Source organism: Acidobacteriota bacterium (assembly GCA_038040445.1).
Classification (GTDB): Bacteria; Acidobacteriota; Blastocatellia; order UBA7656; family UBA7656; genus Onstottus_A; species Onstottus_A frigus.
In genome coordinates this window covers 1-15,856 of sequence record JBBPIG010000005.1, presented here as the reverse complement: position 1 = coordinate 15,856, position 15,856 = coordinate 1, and the positions used below count along the sequence as shown (strand labels likewise).

Sequence of the window (15,856 nt, the reverse complement as noted above, 5' to 3'; positions counted from 1 at the left end):
CCTTAGCGCCTTCTAAACTGAAATTCACCTTTTTGGACGTGCTCTTATGCTGGCAGTCGATTGAATCTGCAAGGCGCTTCTCCCGCGCGGCATGAAACCCGATGGTTGAAAGTTCTATGGCACACAATCTCTTCAACTCATTACAAAACTTCGAAAGCAAAGACGGCTCGAACGGCAGTTTCTACTCCTTGCCCGAGCTCGAACGTCAAGGCATCGGCCCTATTTCAAAGCTTCCCATCAGCATTCGCATAGTTCTCGAATCAGTCTTACGCAACTACGATGGCAAACGCGTCACTGAGGACAACGTACGCAGGCTCGCGAACTGGGAACCAAACCATCTGCGGACCGAGGAGATTCCGTTCACGGTTGCGCGCATACTGCTGCAGGACTTCACCGGCGTGCCGCTGTTAGTCGACCTGGCGGCCATGCGCTCGGCCGCGGCCCGAATGAACAAGGGCCCCCAGATCATAGAGCCGCTCGTTCCGGTCGATCTGGTGATCGATCATTCCGTTCAGGTCGACTTCTCGAGCGTGCCTGATGCTCTGCGTTTGAACATGGAAATGGAGTTCAAACGCAACCGCGCGCGGTATCAATTTCTGAAGTGGGGGATGCAAGCGTTCGACGGCTTCAACGTCGTGCCGCCCGGCATCGGCATCTGTCATCAAGTCAACCTCGAGTACCTGGCCAAAGGAGTTCAAGAGAAAGACGGCGTCTTCTATCCTGACACGCTGGTCGGCACTGACTCGCACACAACGATGATCAATGGGTTGGGCGTCGTAGGCTGGGGTGTTGGCGGTATCGAAGCCGAAGCGGGAATGCTCGGGCAACCGGTCTATTTCCTCACCCCCGACGTTGTCGGTGTGCACCTGACCGGCAGTTTGCGCGACGGTGTGACCGCGACCGACCTGGTGTTGACCGTGACCGAGATGCTTCGCAAGGCGCGGGTCGTCGGCAAGTTCGTCGAATACCATGGTGAAGGCGCGGCCAGCTTGTCGGTCACCGATCGCGCGACCATCGCCAACATGTCTCCTGAATACGGCGCAACGATGGGCTTCTTCCCGATCGATGAGCAGACCTGCGCTTACTACAAAGCAACCGGACGCTCGGACGAGCAAGTGCAGTTGATCCGAAGCTACTTCACCGCGCAGGGGATGTTTGGCGTTCCGGGCAAAGGCGAATGCCATTACAGCACAGTGCTCGAGCTCGATCTTTCATCAGTCGAACCCAGCGTCTCCGGACCGAAGCGCCCGCAGGATCGCATCGCGCTGTCGGACCTCAAGGGCAAGTTCGTCGAGATCCTTCAGAAGCCATTCGGCGAGAACGGCTACAACAAATCGAAAGACGAAATTGGCCAACGCTTCCCGGCAATCATCGGTGCGCGGCACAACGGACCGCTCGCGGGTGGCGGAGAGCAGGAACCTGAGACGGCCCCGGTCACCGCGCACGGCGCAACCAGCGCGACGAACACTAGCGTCGCCAGCGAGACCGAGATGATGAACAACCGGCCGACTCCGGACCGTGTTGAAGAGACCAAAGCCGCCGGCTTCCACAGCAGGATAGATCTCGGCCACGGCGATGTGTTGATCGCGGCGATCACTTCGTGCACCAATACCTCGAACCCGAGCGTGATGCTTGCCGCGGGGCTGTTGGCGAAGAAAGCGGTCGACAAGGGCCTGATGGTTCGCCCGGCTGTAAAAACTTCGCTCGCGCCGGGCTCGCGCGTGGTCACCGACTATCTCGAAAAAGCCGGGCTTCAGCCTTATCTGAATGAACTAGGCTTCAACCTCGTCGGGTACGGTTGCACGACGTGCATCGGCAACTCGGGACCGCTCGATCCCGGCATTGAAGAAGTGATCAGCCAGAAGGACCTGGTCGGCGCAAGCGTGCTGAGCGGCAATCGAAACTTTGAAGCGCGCGTGCATCAAAGCGTCAAGGCAAATTTCCTGATGAGCCCGCCTCTGGTCGTCGCATTCGCGCTTGCGGGCCGCGTTAATATCAACCTCGCGGAAGAGTCGATAGGGAAGGGAACAGATGGCCGCGAGGTTTATCTACGGGACATCTGGCCGAGCGCCGAAGAAGTGCGAGAGCATCTGCAGACAGCATTTGACCCCGAGACTTACCGCCGCCGCTACAGCAACTTTGTAGAAGCGAACCCGCTGTGGAATGAGATTCCCTCGATCGCCGGCGATGTCTATGAATGGGACCCCGAATCAACTTACATTCAGGAGCCGCCTTATTTCGAAGGCTTCTCGATGGAGCCCGAAGGCGTCTCCGCGATCAAGGGCGCGCGGGCGCTGGCGATATTCGGCGATTCGGTGACGACCGATCACATCTCACCTGCCGGCGCCATCAAACCGACGTCGCCGGCCGGGCTCTATCTTCAAGCGATGGGCGTGTCGGTGGCGGACTTCAACAGCTACGGTGCGCGCCGCGGGAACGATCGAGTGATGACTCGCGGGACTTTTGCTAACGTTCGGATCAAGAACTTGATGGTCCCCGGCGTCGAAGGCGGCGTGACTATTCATCAACCCGGCGGCGAGCGAATGAGCATCTACGATGCGTCGATGAAATACCAGGCTGAAGGCGTGCCGCTGATGATCTTCGCGGGACAGGAGTACGGTACGGGCAGCTCGCGCGATTGGGCAGCGAAGGGAACTCGACTGCTTGGCGTTCGCGCGGTTGTGGCGCAGAGCTTTGAGCGGATACATCGCTCGAATCTTGTAGGCATGGGCGTGCTGCCGTGCCAGTTCGCGGAAGGCACAAACACGCAGTCACTTCATCTGGACGGCAGCGAGACTTTCGACCTCACCGGGTTTGAAGGTGGAGTCAGCCCTCGCCAGGATTTGACGCTGGTGATTCACCGCTTGAGGTGCGAAACCGAGCGCGTCCCGGTGACGCTTCGCATCGACACCCCGATTGAAGTTGATTACTACCTGCACGGCGGGATACTGCCTTATGTGTTGAGGCAGTTGATTGCGCAGAATCAAAAGACCTTCCGGTGATTAGATGCTCGTGAGAGGATGGCCTATGACAACAACTATCGAGGCAGTATATGAGCGAGGCGTCCTGCGGTTGAAGGAACCAGTAGCGCTCGCGGATGGGACGATCGTCGAAGTTACGATCAGGACAGCTGAGCCTTCCGGCGAGAATAATACGCCCGCCGAAATACTGTCAGCGATCGCCTCTCTGCCCGTTGAGGGGGATGGCCAACCGTTCTCGGGAAGGGACCACGATAAGATCCTATACGGTGAGAAGACTACACCATGATCTTCGTAGATACGGGTGCGTGGTTCGCGAGCGTTGTGCCGTCAGATATCGACCATGCCTCAGCTTCGCAATGGCTGAATCAAAACGTTGAGCCGCTGCTAACGACCGACTACATCATTGACGAGACACTAATTTCGTGTCGTCAGCTTTTTTACTTCCTGAAGTATCGTTTCATCAGGCGGTCTGTCTTGAGCGTCCTTGCCCACGTGGAAGTAGCGGATCTTTCCTTCCTTATCCAGAATGAATATCGCAGGGTGAGCTATCCCGTCGTGCTCGGCGGCGTTGAGGATGCCGTATGAGATGATGGTCTTCTTGTCGGCGTCGGAGAGTATCTGGAACTTCGCACCGGTGGTCTGCGCCATCGACCAGGCGAATGACTGCGCGTCCACGCTGACGGCAATCAAGTCCCCGCCCGCCTGTTTGATCTTGTCATAATCCTCAGCCAACCTGGTGAGCTGCTGTGTGCACGCGCCTCACCAGAAGCCCCGGTAGAAGATCAACACCACAGGCGACCGCTGAGTGTATTCAGACAAAACAACCAGCTTGCCATCGCCGTTGGGCAGCGCAAAGTCCGGAGCCTTTTCTCCCAGCTTCAGTTTGACCGACGCTCCGGCCGGCCCGGGCGCAGGAAGCTTGGGCGGCGTGAGCGGTGATTGGGGTGATTGTCCGTAGGCTGCGATGCCCGAGACGATCAAGAGGACAGTGCTGAAAAGCGCTTTCATCGTTGGGTAGAATCTAGTTCGTATAGTGAGCGATTGTCAACGCATCGCTTCCCGGCGCCAAAGAGAACGCATTAAAGTAGAGCGCATTGAGGAAGAGCTGCGGATGTGGTATCTATCCGCCCACAGTATGTCTACCAGATCGGAGCCTCAGTGAGCTTTCCAAGAGCGAGCGGCATCCTTTTGCATCCGACATCATTGCCAGGGCGCTTTGGCATAGGCGACCTCGGCGGCGAAGCGTACGCTTTTGTCGACTTTCTCGCGGCGAGCGGACAGAGCTTGTGGCAAATCTTGCCGCTCGGGCCTACCGGCTACGGCGACTCGCCTTATCAGTGCTTTTCCGCATTCGCCGGGAATACGCTACTGATCAGTCCTCAGCGGCTGGCTCAAGCCGGACTGCTGTCGGAGGAAGACCTCAACGTTGCACCGCGGTTTAGCTCCCGACGTGTAGACTTCGGCCGAGTCATCGAGTACAAGAAGGCGCTTCTTGAAAACGCGTTTGATAACTTCAAGCGCGTTACCGACACCGGCCTGCGAGCCGAGTTCTTGGAGTTTTGCCGCGAGGCTCACTGGTGGCTCGAAGACTATGCGCTGTTTCGCGCGTTGAAGGACGCGCACGGCGGGGTCGCCTGGACTGAGTGGGCGCCGCAGTTCGCCGCGCGCGACGCCGCCGCGCTGGCTTCAGCGCGTGAGACGCTCAGAGACAGAGTCGACGCTGAGAAGTTCAATCAATTTCTTTTCTTCAGGCAATGGCTTTCACTCAAGGCCTATTGCCACGAGCGCGGTGTAAGCATCATCGGCGATGCTCCGATATTCGTGGCTTGCGATTCGGCTGACGTGTGGACCCATCCGGAGCTGTTCAAGCTGGACAAGGAAAGGCGCCCGACAGTCGTCGCCGGAGTTCCGCCCGATTACTTCAGCCGGACCGGGCAGCTCTGGGGCAATCCGATTTACGATTGGGACGCGATGTGCGCGACAGGCTTTCGCTGGTGGGTAGACCGGCTGCGCGCGACGCTTCAGACGGTAGACATACTCCGCATCGATCACTTCCGCGGATTCGCCGCCTGCTGGGAAGTGCCCGGCGAAGACAAGACTGCCGAGCGCGGTCGTTGGGTTGAAGTTCCCGGACGGAAACTTTTCACAACCTTGAGAAATACGTTTGGCGAGCTACCGATCATCGCCGAGGATCTGGGCGTGATTACTCCTGACGTCGAAGCGTTGCGTGACGACTTCGGCTTTCCTGGCATGCGTGTTCTGCAATTCGCGTTCAGAGCTGATAGTAAGACAATCGATCTGCCGCACAACTACATTCGAAACTGCGTCGTGTACACGGGCACGCACGACAACGACACGACCGTTGGATGGTTCAAGAGTAGAGCCGGAGCGGGTTCGACGCGCACCGCTGATGAGATCCAACGCGAGCGCGCGTACTGCCTCCGATATCTGAACACCGACGGGCACGAGATTCACTGGGACCTCATTCGAACGGCGTGGGCGTCAGTAGCAAATACCGCGGTGACTCCACTGCAAGATGTACTCGGGCTCGGTTCGCGCGCTCGGATGAACCTCCCCGCGAGCGAGCAGGGCAACTGGCAGTGGCGATACAGAGCCGGCGCCCTGACCAGGAAGCTCGGCAATAGGCTGGGCGAACTGACTGAGCTTTATGGAAGGAAGGGGAAGAACTGAAACCGCCACTGTCATTTTATTTTCCATTTTCCATTTGGCATTTTTCATTTGTGATTGCCCTACGCTCTAATTGACTAAAATGACAAATGAAAAATGCCAAATGGAAAATTGGCTGCTGCCGTAGGCGCTCAATTCCGGCCACTAAACCACGCTCGCCGACGAATTTCGACGTTCAAACACGCGTGAGGTGGCCGACGACTTGCCGGCCCATCTCCTCGGTGGTGACGAACGGCTCGTCACTCTTCACAAGATCGCGGGTTCGAAGTCCCCTGGCCAGCGACACCTCTACGGCTTTTTCAATCGCCGCCGCTTCGCTTTCGAGCTTGAACGAATACCGCAGCATCATCGCCGCTGAGAGTATCGCGCCCAATGGGTTTGCAATGCCGCGGCCGGCAATGTCCGGCGCGGAACCGTGCACCGGCTCGTACAATCCCACGCGTCCGCCGATGCTTGCGGATGCCAACAGACCGAGCGAGCCAACGACTGCGCCGGCTTCATCAGAGAGGATGTCACCAAACATGTTTTCGGCGAGCATTACATCAAAGCTCGCGGGCCGCGCAACCAGCGCCATCGCGCACGAGTCGACGTACTGATGCTCGAGCTTCACGTCCGGGTATTCCTCGGCCACGCGCTTAACGGTTGAGCGCCAGAGTTGCGAGCACTCCAGCACGTTGGCTTTGTCGACTGACGTCACCTTGAGCTTTCGCAGTCGCGACAGCTCGAACGCCACGCGAGCGATGCGCTCGATCTCCGGCTCGGTGTAGCGCATTGTGTTGATTGCCTCGTGCACGCTGGCGTCGTTCAGGTAGCGCGGCTCGCCGAAATACAACCCTCCCAGCAACTCACGGACGATCAGGATGTCTGTGCCGTTGATCACTTCAGGCTTCAGCGGTGAAGCGTCGACCAACGCAGGAAAAAACCGCGCGGGCCTCAGATTCGCGAACGCGCCTAGTCCCCGGCGCAGCCTCAACAGTCCTGCTTCGGGCCGAAGGTTAGTGGGATAGTTGTCGAAGGCCGGATCGCCTACCGCGCCGAGCAGAACGGCATCTGATTCGAGACATGCGTCGAGCGTGGCATCAGGAAGCGGGTCGTTGTGCTGCTGGATCGCGGAACCGCCAATGGATTTGAACGCGAAGTCGATCTCATGCGCGAACACTTTCGCGACGGCGTCGAGCACACGAACGGCTTCGGCAGTGACTTCGGGCCCGATTCCGTCGCCCGGCAGCACGACTATTCTGAATCTCATGGTGGTTAGCTTTGCGCGGTGGGATTCGCTTAGTCAATACCCTGGGAGCGCGGCCGTCCCGGCCGCATCTTATGAGAAGAAAGTCGCTAAGCGTGGGACAGGAAGCTCAAAGATGCGGCCGGGACGGCCGCGCCCCTAAGGTATCACACTGCCCAAAGTGAATCGTCGCTGCGGTGTTCCTGCTCGTCCGCTGTCTCGAGAGCGAAGCTGTCTTCGATGGCTTCAGCAGAGTGGCTGAATCCGGAAGGAATGATCACTGCTTCATCATGACGCACAGTCAACTGGTCATTGGCGATCTGCATCCGCCACGCGCCCTCGAGCACCTGAATACACAAGTCGCCGGTCGCAACCTCGGCGCGAATGCGTTGACCCTTGCCGACCCGCACGGTTCTCGGCACTCCGTGGCCAGGCGGCATATCGCTTTGAACAGATGTAGGTGTGAACTTTCTCTCGACTGAATCCCAACGGTACAACGTCATCTCGAATTCCTCTCCCTTACCCTGGAATTGTGCCACATCAGGCGGCGGTGGCCTCCTGCAACTCGCTGCTTATGATGCGAGTCAGATGATGATCCTCAACAACCTTGATCTCATCGGCGAGCGCGATGAACCGCTTGTATATTCCATCCAGCTCGCGCCGTGAAAACTGATAACCCAACTGCTCGCATCTCAGCCCGAGCGCGTGCCTGCCCGAGTGTTTTCCCAACACCAGCTTGCTGTCGGGCACGCCGACCGATTGCGGAGTCATGATCTCGTAGGTCAGCCGGTTCTTGATCACGCCGTCCTGGTGAATGCCTGCCTCGTGCGCGAAGGCATTTCGGCCGACTATCGCTTTGTTTGGCTGAACTGCGACGCCCGTCACTTCAGTCAACAATTGGCTTGCAGGATAGATTTCCTCGGTAACGATGGCGGTTGCGAACGGCATCACGTCTTTTCGAACACGCAGCGCCATCACTATCTCTTCGAGCGACGCATTCCCCGCTCGCTCTCCGATTCCGTTGATCGTGCATTCAACTTGCCGAGCGCCGGCTTCGATGGCGGCGATCGTGTTGGCGACCGCAAGCCCCAGGTCATTGTGACAGTGGACCGAGATCGTCGCGCGCTCGGCGCCGCGCACGGTGCTTCGAATGGTCTCGATTATCCTGGTGAACTCGCGAGGCGTCGTGTAGCCGACGGTGTCGGGAATGTTGACCGTTGTAGCGCCCGCGGCGATCACCGCTTCGACGACGGCGCAAAGAAAGTCGAGGTCAGTGCGGGTGGCGTCTTCGGGCGAGAACTCGACGTCGTCGCACAGCGAGCGCGCGAGTCCCACAGCCTCGCGCGCCTGTTTGATCGCCTCTTCGCGAGTAATCCGCAATTTGTAATCGAGATGAATGTCAGAGGTAGCCAGAAAGGTGTGGATTCGCGGGCGCGCCGCGTCGCTCACCGCTGCCCATGCGCGCTTGATGTCGTCAGGCGTGGCTCGCGCGAGAGCCGCGACGGCCGGCCGGCGAATCTCCGCAGCGATGGCTTGAACCGCTTCGAAGTCTCCGTCTGATGCGATCGGGAAGCCCGCTTCGATCACGTCGACGCCCAGCCGGTCAAGCTGGCGGGCCATTCGCAGCTTCTCCTCCAGGTTCATACTGCAACCCGGCGATTGCTCTCCGTCTCTCAGAGTGGTGTCAAAGATGATCACCTGCGAATCTGCCATAGGTAGTCCTCTCCTCATTGGGCTGAAAGCTGCCCGAGCGAGATTAAGCGCAAGGGTGACCAAAGTCAAAGTTATAATTCTTAGGCTAGCAGTGGCTTTTGCTTATGCTATAATGCGCGGTCGTCAGCGATCAAAGTTCTACTAATAGGGAGCCAAATGCTGTCCGACGAGTCCTGGGAGCGCAGGCTCTCACGGGAGGGTGAATGGACCTTTTTCAGCTCGAGGTGTTCTTAGCGGTGGCGCGAGAGGGGAGTTTCTCGCGAGCCGCCGAGAAGCTATATCGGACACAGCCGGCAGTCAGCCAGGCGATCCGCAAGCTCGAGCGCGAGGTTGGCGAGTCGCTGTTTGACCGCTCGTCGCGCGATGGGACTCTTACGGACGCGGGGCAGATGCTTCGAGAGTACGCGCAGAAGCTTATGAACTTGCGCGCCGAGGCCCATGTAGCGCTGAAAGAGCTTCGCGAGATGCACAAAGGGAAGCTCGCGATAGCGGCGAACGAATTCACCTGCCTTTATCTTTTGCCCGCGCTGGCGGAGTTCCGCAAGCTTTACCCGATGATCAAGGTGACGGTTCATCGATCGCTCGCCAGCCGCATACCGGCCGATGTGCTCCGGCACGGCGCGGAGCTTGGTGTCTTGTCGTTCAATCCGGAAGAACCTCTGCTGCGGTCGATCGTGGTATATCGAGATGAGCTTGCGTTCGTGGTGAACCCGCGGCATCTGCTTGCCTCGGCGAAGCAGGTCAGCATACGCCAGCTCGGAGCAGAATCATTTGTCGCTCACAATGTACAGTCGCCGTATCGCGCAAAAGTCGTCGAAGCGTTCAAGCGACACAAGACCAAGCTCAACATGGACGTCGAGCTTCCGACGATCGAGGCGATAAAGCTATTCGTGTCGCGAGGCACCGGAGTCGCGCTTGTGCCGGGCATCTGCGTTGAAGCTGAAGTAGCGGCCGGCGAGCTTGTGCGCGTGCCGGTACGCGAGCTGCACATCGAGCGCAAGCTGCGGCTGATCTATCGAAAGAACGCCAGCCTCTCGCACGCGGCGCGGGCTTTTTTGACAGTCGCCGAATCCATGGCGTCGCTTCAAAAGGGCAGGTATTCATATCAGCCCGAGCGTTGAGCCCTCTACATTGGCGATTGCCGATTGCCAATTGCCGATTGCCAATTTGAGGATCGCAGATTCCCCAATCCCCAATCCGCAATCCGCAATTGGCAATCGGCAATCTTTGGACACTCATGCGTCACCTGGAGTAGTATCTTCCGGCGCGCTTCGCCTGATCGATCATCGTAACGGTTATGCCGCGAACTCTATTCGACAAAATCTGGGACAGCCACGTCGTCCATCACGAACCGGGTAAGCCCGCGATTCTCTACATCGACTGCCACCTTGTTCACGAGGTCACCTCGCCGCAAGCATTCGAAGGCTTGAGACTGGCAGGACGCAAAGTGAGGAAGCCGGATCTCACGTTCGCGACCGCAGACCACAACGTTCCGACCTCGAGTCGCTCGCTGCCAATCGCGGATCCAATCTCCAAGACGCAGATCGACACTCTTGAGAGCAACTGCCGTGAGTTCGGCATCCAGCTCTATGGACTGGACAGTCCCGATCAAGGAATCGTTCACGTCATCGGACCCGAGCTTGGTTTGACTCAGCCGGGGGCGACGATCGTGTGCGGTGACAGCCACACCTCGACTCACGGCGCGTTTGGAGCGCTGGCTTTCGGCATCGGGACCAGCGAGGTCGAACACGTTCTGGCGACTCAATGCCTCCCTCAATCAAAGCCGAAGACGTTTCTGGTTCGCGTCGAAGGCAAGCTCGCCCGCGGCGTTACCGCCAAGGACGTTGTGCTCTACATGATTCGTTCAATCGGGACCGATGGCGCTTCCGGTCACGTGATCGAATACGCCAGCGAGACGATTCGCGCCCTGACGATGGAAGAGCGAATGACGGTCTGCAACATGTCGATCGAAGCCGGCGCGCGCGCAGGCATGATTGCTCCCGACGAGACTACCTATGCCTATTTGGAAGGCCGCGCGTTCGCGCCCAAAGGCGGCGCGTTCGAAGCGGCGGTCGCATACTGGAAGACTTTGCCCACGGACACGGGAGCTGCGTTTGACCGCGTGCTCGAGATCGACGTTTCAACGCTGGCGCCCCAGGTGAGCTGGGGAACGAATCCAGGAATGGTGACCGATGTGACCGGAGCTGTTCCCGATCCCGAATCGATGCCCGACGAGAACGCACGCAAAGCTGCTAGACGCGCGCTCGAATACATGGCACTGCAGCCTGGCACCGCGATTCAAGAGATCAACGTTGATCGGGTGTTTATAGGCTCGTGCACCAACTCGCGCATCGAAGACCTTCGCTCGGCGGCGAGCGTGATCAAGGGCAAGAAGGTCGCCGGAGGACTTTACGCGATGGTCGTGCCGGGTTCGCAGAAGATCAAGCAGCAGGCAGAGCTGGAGGGACTTGATCAGATTTTCAGACAAGCCGGGTTTGATTGGAGAGAGTCGGGTTGCAGCATGTGTCTTGGAATGAACCCTGACATTCTTCAGCCTGGCGAGCGGTGCGCGTCGACTTCGAATCGAAACTTTGAGGGCCGCCAGGGGCGCGGCGGACGCACTCATCTGGTGAGCCCCGCGATGGCAGCCGCCGCGGCGATAGCCGGGCACTTCGTTGACATTCGTGAGTGGGACTGACGGAATTGCCGATTGCCGATTTCGGATTGCCGATTTCGGATTCGACGTTTGACTTCTGATCTTCAAATCGGAAATCGGCAATCGAAAATCGGAAATCATGAAGCCGTTCTCAAAACACACTGGCCTCGTGGCGACGCTCGATCGAGTGAATGTCGACACTGACCAGATAATCCCCAAGCAGTTCCTGAAGCGAATCGAACGCAGCGGCTTCGGGCAGTTCTTGTTTTTCGATTGGCGCCTCAATACCGACGGATCGCTCAAGCCGGACTTCGAGCTGAATCAGCCCCGGTTTCACGGCGCGACGATACTCCTGGCGCGCGCCAACTTCGGTTGCGGCTCTTCGCGCGAGCATGCGCCGTGGGCCCTGCTCGACTACGGGTTTCGTTCGATCATCGCTCCGTCGTTTGCAGACATCTTCTACAACAACTGTTTCAAGAACGGCATGCTCCCGGTGCGGCTTTCTGAAGAACAAGTCGAACAGCTCTTCGAGCGCGTCGCTTCGAGTCCCGGTTATGAGCTGACGGTTGATCTGCAGCGTCAGTGGATCACCGATGACCTCGGGCTGAGGTTCAGCTTCGAGGTTGATCCGTTTCGACGCGAGTGTTTGCTAAAAGGCCTGGACGACATAGGTCTGACACTTGAGCACGAAGACACGATTTGCGAACACGAGGCGCGGCGTGTTGTGTTCAAATAAACCAATGCCCATAACTTTTCCCGAAAAGTTCAATATGGCGACCTACTTCCTCGACGCGCGCATCGAGGAAGGGTTGGGCGAGAAGATCGCGGTCTATTGCGGTGAAAAAAGGTACACCTACAGAGAAGTGCAGCAGATGGCGAACGAGGTGGGAAACGCGCTGCTGCGGCTGGGCGTCGAGATGGAGGATCGAGTCTTGATCGTCTTGCCCGACTCGATCGAGTTCGTTGCGACCTGGTTCGGCATCGCCAAGATCGGCGCGGTCATAACTATGGTGAATACGATCCTGCCGCCGACGGATTACGAGTACTATCTCGACTACACCCGAGCCAAAGTCGCGGTAGTTCACGCGGACGTGATGGAGCGATTCACGCCCGCGGCTTCGACCTCGCCTTTTCTCAAACACACAATCGTCGTCGGGACAAAAGTATCGGGGAGCCTCGAAGGCCTGGAGGGCCGCTCTTCGATTCGCTCGTATAGCCGAGTGACGATGGAGGCGCCTGACACGCTGGAGACTGCGCCGACTACCCGTGACGACATCGCGATCTGGCTATTTACATCGGGCTCGACCGGTCACGCCAAGGCTGCGGTTCATCTTCAACACGACTTGCCGTACAACACCGAGTGCTACGCGAAACAGGTGCTGGGCATCAACAAAGACGACATCACGCTTTCGGTGCCCAAGCTGTTCTTCGGTTATGCGACCGGCACGAATCTGCTGTTCCCGTTTGCGGTGGGCGGAGCGACCGCCCTGTTCTCGGAGCGCTCGACGGCCGAGACTATGTTCGAAATGATTCAGAAGCACCGGCCGACCTTTCTCACAACCGTTCCGACTATGATCAACTCGATGGTGCAGGTCGAAGGCGCGCGCGAGCGGTACGACTTGTCATCGCTTCGCTTCTGCGTGTCGGCGGGCGAAGCTCTTCCACCTGAGCTCTATCAGCGATGGGTGGACACCTTCGGCGTTGAGATCCTCGACGGCATCGGCTCAGCCGAGATGTTTCACATCTACATCACGAACTATCCAGGCGACGTCGTTTTGGGCAGTCTCGGAAAGATCGTCCCCGGCTACGAAGCGAACATCGTCGACGCCGAGGGGAGCGTAGTGCCTGTCGGTGAAATGGGAACGCTCAAGATCAAAGGCGATTCGTCGGCGCTGTGCTACTGGAACGCGCACGAGACATCCAAGGCGACGTTCGCGGGCGACTGGTGCACCACGGGCGATCAGTTTCGCGTGGACGAGCGAGGCTACTACTGGTACTGCGGCCGCACGGACGAGATGCTGAAGGTAGGCGGCATATTTGTTTCGCCTACCGAGATTGAGAACTGCTTGCAGGAACACGAAGCGGTGCGCGAGTGTGCGGTCGTCGGGGCGAGCGACGAACAGAAGCTGATAAAGCCGAAAGCATTTGTGGTTTTGGCAGAAGGTTTCGTTGAAAGCAAGGAGCTCGAGAATGAACTGAAAGAGTATGTGAAGCGACGGCTGGCGGTTTACAAGTATCCTCGGTGGATTGAGTTTCGGAACGAGCTTGCCAAGAATGACCGCGGCAAGATTGATCGCCGGGCGCTCAAGCAGTAGCCCGCGCGGCATCAGGCATCAAGCTCTCTCCGTAAGCTTTGTTATCAGAATGCGATGAAAAGAACTGTGCTGGTGCTGATACCGATAGCTATGGTTGTTGGATGCCAAAGGCCTGTGCACATCTCACAAAGCACTTTCCTTTCAAAGTTCTCTCTGGAAAGATCGGCGAAGCAGACTGGCTACAAAGGCATAAACAACTTTCCCGGGCCGGGCGGCAGTATTGGAGGGAGTAGCGGACTCGGAGGCGGAACGACCGGGCCGCAAGGAACAAGGTGGCAGCAATCATCTACAACTGGTTTTATGATTAATCAAGACGGAGAGAACAAGTTTAATGAGAGTGAGTTCATGGAAGCTCTTACCTCTCAGTTAAAGAAAGAGATTGAGGAAAACAGCGGGAGAATCACCGGAAGCGGGAGTCCTTCCTCCAACGAGTTCTACATAAACTACAAGGATGGGAACATAAACGGGCGGATAACAATTTCAGGTTCGGACAGGGGACAACCTTATGTTCTCAACGCGAACGTCGACGAAACCAGCAAACCATAGCCGGAAGGGAGGTCGCTTCACACGCGCGTGAAAAATGACGAGCATTCTTTGTACGCTATTGATGTTTGCCAATGCCGGCTTTGCCGAATGCAGGCCGCATATTCCACTTCAGTCAACGGACATCCCGGAATCAGTGACCAGGCTTTTCAAAGCAACGGGGCTTGATCGGCAGTATGATTTCTCCTCACATTTGAAGCCCTCTTATCTTCGTGGTGATTTCGACGGAGACGGCAAACCCGACGTGGCGATTCTGGTCAAACACAAAACCAGCCGGAAGGTCGGCATAGCAGTTTGTCACTCCTCTACCAACAAGATTCTATTGATCGGCGCTGGAACAACTGTGGGAAACGGTGGAGACAACTTCGACTGGATGGATATATGGAACGTAACGCCGAAAGCTAGCGCTGCCAAGAAAGTCGGAAAAGCTAGGGCAGCACTGCTGAAAGGCGACGCGTTACACGTCGAGAAGAGCGAATCGGCCAGCGCGTTGATCTACTGGAACGGCCGGAAGTACGTATGGCATCAACAGGGTGATTGAAGGACGCCCTGACGCACGCAATGAAAGAGTTTGTAGTTCGGCCTTCAGGCGGAAGTTTGTATGTTGGTTCTCCAGCGAAGCGCTACGAGCTTCCGCCTGAAGGCGGGACTACGAACTACCGGTGAGGAGGAGCAGTGACTGATCTTCAATTCCCTATTGGACGGTTCAAATTGGAAGGCGCGCCGGCAGATGAAGACATTCGGCGAGCGATCGACGAAATTGCGGAAGCGCCGGCTAAGCTTCGAGCCGCCGTCGAAGGCTTGACGGCCGAACAGCTCGATACACCTTACCGCCCGGGCGGTTGGACCGTTCGCCAGGTCGTCCATCACGTGCCCGATAGTCACTTGAACAGCTACTGCCGGTTTAAGCTCGCGCTGACTGAAGACGAACCGACAATCAAGGCTTACCACGAAGACCGATGGGCGGAACTTGACGACGCTCGCACTGCGCCGATTGAAGTGTCGCTCGCGATGCTCGAATCGCTTCACAAGCGGTGGGTACTGATGTTGAAGTCACTCACGCCTGACGCTTTCGAGCGAACTTTTCGACATCCGGAGATTGGAGTCGTCAGTCTCTCAACGAACGTCTGTCTTTACGGCTGGCACGGACGGCATCACGTTGCGCACATCGCGTCGTTGCGGGAACGAATGGGGTGGGGCAAATAGCACTCGTCAAAGTTACACTGAGTTAAAGAGGATTCGTGTAATGCGCAAGCTCACCATCATCGCCATCGTCGCGGGCGTCTTGCTGGCATTCGCACAATCGCAGAACGCGCAGAGCCCAACCTATGATCTCGTGCTTCGGAACGGGCGCATTGTAGACGGATCTGGCAATCCCTGGTATCGAGGAGACGTAGCAATACGAGGCGATGCGATTGTTCGAGTCGGGCCTGCCATTACTGATTCCGCCGCTCGGGTGATCGATGTCGAAGGCCAGGTGATCACGCCCGGCTTCATCGACATTCACACTCACGCGCGAAACGGCATCTTCCCAGTACCTACCGCCGAGAACTACGTGCGACAAGGTGTGACGACTTTGATCGAAGGCCCAGACGGTTCGTCGCCCGTTCCTCTCAAACCATTTCTCGACAGACTCGAAGCCTTGCCGAAGTCCGTCAACATCGGCAGCTTCATCGGACAGGGCGCGGTGCGAGCGGCGGTCATAGGGAATGCCAATCGCAAGCCGACATCGGAA

The 15,856-nt window shown here is 57.7% G+C and carries 15 protein-coding genes; 11 read left to right on the top strand and 4 right to left on the bottom strand.

The window, feature by feature from the left end:
• Nucleotides 1-116: 116 nt before the first annotated feature.
• Nucleotides 117-3,002 (top strand): aconitate hydratase, encoded by a 2,886-nt coding sequence (locus tag AABO57_06840; GenBank protein ID MEK6285439.1) that lies wholly within the window; start codon nt 117-119, stop codon nt 3,000-3,002.
• 25 nt (nt 3,003-3,027) lie between these two features.
• On the top strand, nt 3,028-3,267 hold the full coding sequence (locus AABO57_06835) for an antitoxin family protein (GenBank protein ID MEK6285438.1): 240 nt from the start codon (nt 3,028-3,030) through the stop codon (nt 3,265-3,267).
• Nucleotides 3,268-3,395: 128 nt separating this feature from the next.
• On the opposite strand, the gene AABO57_06830 is transcribed toward AABO57_06835, so the two are convergent.
• Complete coding sequence (locus AABO57_06830) at nt 3,396-3,989, bottom strand: peroxiredoxin family protein (GenBank protein MEK6285437.1); 594 nt, start codon at nt 3,987-3,989, stop codon at nt 3,396-3,398.
• Between the two features lie 150 nt (nt 3,990-4,139).
• Between AABO57_06830 and malQ the strand changes: the two genes are divergently transcribed.
• Nucleotides 4,140-5,672, top strand: a complete 1,533-nt coding sequence (malQ, locus tag AABO57_06825) for a 4-alpha-glucanotransferase (protein MEK6285436.1) — start codon at nt 4,140-4,142, stop codon at nt 5,670-5,672.
• 172 nt (nt 5,673-5,844) lie between these two features.
• On the opposite strand, the gene leuB is transcribed toward malQ, so the two are convergent.
• The 3 genes from leuB to AABO57_06810 all read right to left on the bottom strand — a co-directional run bounded on the left by leuB (nt 5,845) and on the right by AABO57_06810 (nt 8,607).
• A complete protein-coding gene (gene leuB, locus AABO57_06820) occupies nt 5,845-6,918 on the bottom strand; it encodes a 3-isopropylmalate dehydrogenase (protein ID MEK6285435.1) in 1,074 nt (357 codons plus the stop codon).
• Between the two features lie 143 nt (nt 6,919-7,061).
• The gene (locus AABO57_06815; protein ID MEK6285434.1) at nt 7,062-7,397 is read right to left on the bottom strand and encodes a hypothetical protein; all 336 of its coding nucleotides are present in this window, start codon (nt 7,395-7,397) and stop codon (nt 7,062-7,064) included.
• Between the two features lie 37 nt (nt 7,398-7,434).
• Nucleotides 7,435-8,607 carry a 2-isopropylmalate synthase gene (locus tag AABO57_06810; GenBank protein MEK6285433.1) on the bottom strand — a complete coding sequence of 391 codons (1,173 nt, stop codon included), beginning with the start codon at nt 8,605-8,607 and terminating at the stop codon, nt 7,435-7,437.
• Between the two features lie 203 nt (nt 8,608-8,810).
• Between AABO57_06810 and AABO57_06805 the strand changes: the two genes are divergently transcribed.
• The 8 genes from AABO57_06805 to AABO57_06770 form a co-directional block, all read left to right on the top strand.
• The gene (locus AABO57_06805; protein ID MEK6285432.1) at nt 8,811-9,728 is read left to right on the top strand and encodes a LysR family transcriptional regulator; all 918 of its coding nucleotides are present in this window, start codon (nt 8,811-8,813) and stop codon (nt 9,726-9,728) included.
• Between the two features lie 176 nt (nt 9,729-9,904).
• Nucleotides 9,905-11,305: a 3-isopropylmalate dehydratase large subunit gene (gene leuC, locus AABO57_06800; GenBank protein MEK6285431.1), complete on the top strand. Its 1,401-nt coding sequence runs from the start codon at nt 9,905-9,907 to the stop codon at nt 11,303-11,305.
• A gap of 97 nt (nt 11,306-11,402) precedes the next feature.
• The gene (leuD, locus tag AABO57_06795) at nt 11,403-11,999 is read left to right on the top strand and encodes a 3-isopropylmalate dehydratase small subunit (GenBank protein MEK6285430.1); all 597 of its coding nucleotides are present in this window, start codon (nt 11,403-11,405) and stop codon (nt 11,997-11,999) included.
• A 4-nt stretch (nt 12,000-12,003) separates the two neighbouring features.
• Nucleotides 12,004-13,578 carry a benzoate-CoA ligase family protein gene (locus AABO57_06790; GenBank protein ID MEK6285429.1) on the top strand — a complete coding sequence of 525 codons (1,575 nt, stop codon included), beginning with the start codon at nt 12,004-12,006 and terminating at the stop codon, nt 13,576-13,578.
• Nucleotides 13,579-13,632: 54 nt separating this feature from the next.
• On the top strand, nt 13,633-14,124 hold the full coding sequence (locus tag AABO57_06785; protein ID MEK6285428.1) for a hypothetical protein: 492 nt from the start codon (nt 13,633-13,635) through the stop codon (nt 14,122-14,124).
• Between the two features lie 34 nt (nt 14,125-14,158).
• Complete coding sequence (locus tag AABO57_06780; protein MEK6285427.1) at nt 14,159-14,662, top strand: hypothetical protein; 504 nt, start codon at nt 14,159-14,161, stop codon at nt 14,660-14,662.
• A gap of 134 nt (nt 14,663-14,796) precedes the next feature.
• Nucleotides 14,797-15,327: a YfiT family bacillithiol transferase gene (locus AABO57_06775; GenBank protein MEK6285426.1), complete on the top strand. Its 531-nt coding sequence runs from the start codon at nt 14,797-14,799 to the stop codon at nt 15,325-15,327.
• 40 nt (nt 15,328-15,367) lie between these two features.
• The coding region (locus AABO57_06770) for a D-aminoacylase (protein ID MEK6285425.1) at nt 15,368-15,856 on the top strand (489 nt) is incomplete at its 3' end.

Coding starts and splice junctions, on each gene's coding strand:
- AABO57_06835 (MEK6285438.1), top strand. CDS start 3,028: ATGACAACAACTATCGAGGCAGTATATGAGCGAGGCGTCCTGCGGTTG.
- AABO57_06805 (MEK6285432.1), top strand. CDS start 8,811: ATGGACCTTTTTCAGCTCGAGGTGTTCTTAGCGGTGGCGCGAGAGGGG.
- leuB (MEK6285435.1), bottom strand. CDS start 6,918: ATGAGATTCAGAATAGTCGTGCTGCCGGGCGACGGAATCGGGCCCGAA.
- AABO57_06790 (MEK6285429.1), top strand. CDS start 12,004: ATGCCCATAACTTTTCCCGAAAAGTTCAATATGGCGACCTACTTCCTC.
- AABO57_06815 (MEK6285434.1), bottom strand. CDS start 7,397: ATGACGTTGTACCGTTGGGATTCAGTCGAGAGAAAGTTCACACCTACA.
- AABO57_06780 (MEK6285427.1), top strand. CDS start 14,159: ATGACGAGCATTCTTTGTACGCTATTGATGTTTGCCAATGCCGGCTTT.
- AABO57_06785 (MEK6285428.1), top strand. CDS start 13,633: ATGAAAAGAACTGTGCTGGTGCTGATACCGATAGCTATGGTTGTTGGA.
- leuD (MEK6285430.1), top strand. CDS start 11,403: ATGAAGCCGTTCTCAAAACACACTGGCCTCGTGGCGACGCTCGATCGA.
- AABO57_06810 (MEK6285433.1), bottom strand. CDS start 8,607: ATGGCAGATTCGCAGGTGATCATCTTTGACACCACTCTGAGAGACGGA.
- AABO57_06840 (MEK6285439.1), top strand. CDS start 117: ATGGCACACAATCTCTTCAACTCATTACAAAACTTCGAAAGCAAAGAC.
- leuC (MEK6285431.1), top strand. CDS start 9,905: ATGCCGCGAACTCTATTCGACAAAATCTGGGACAGCCACGTCGTCCAT.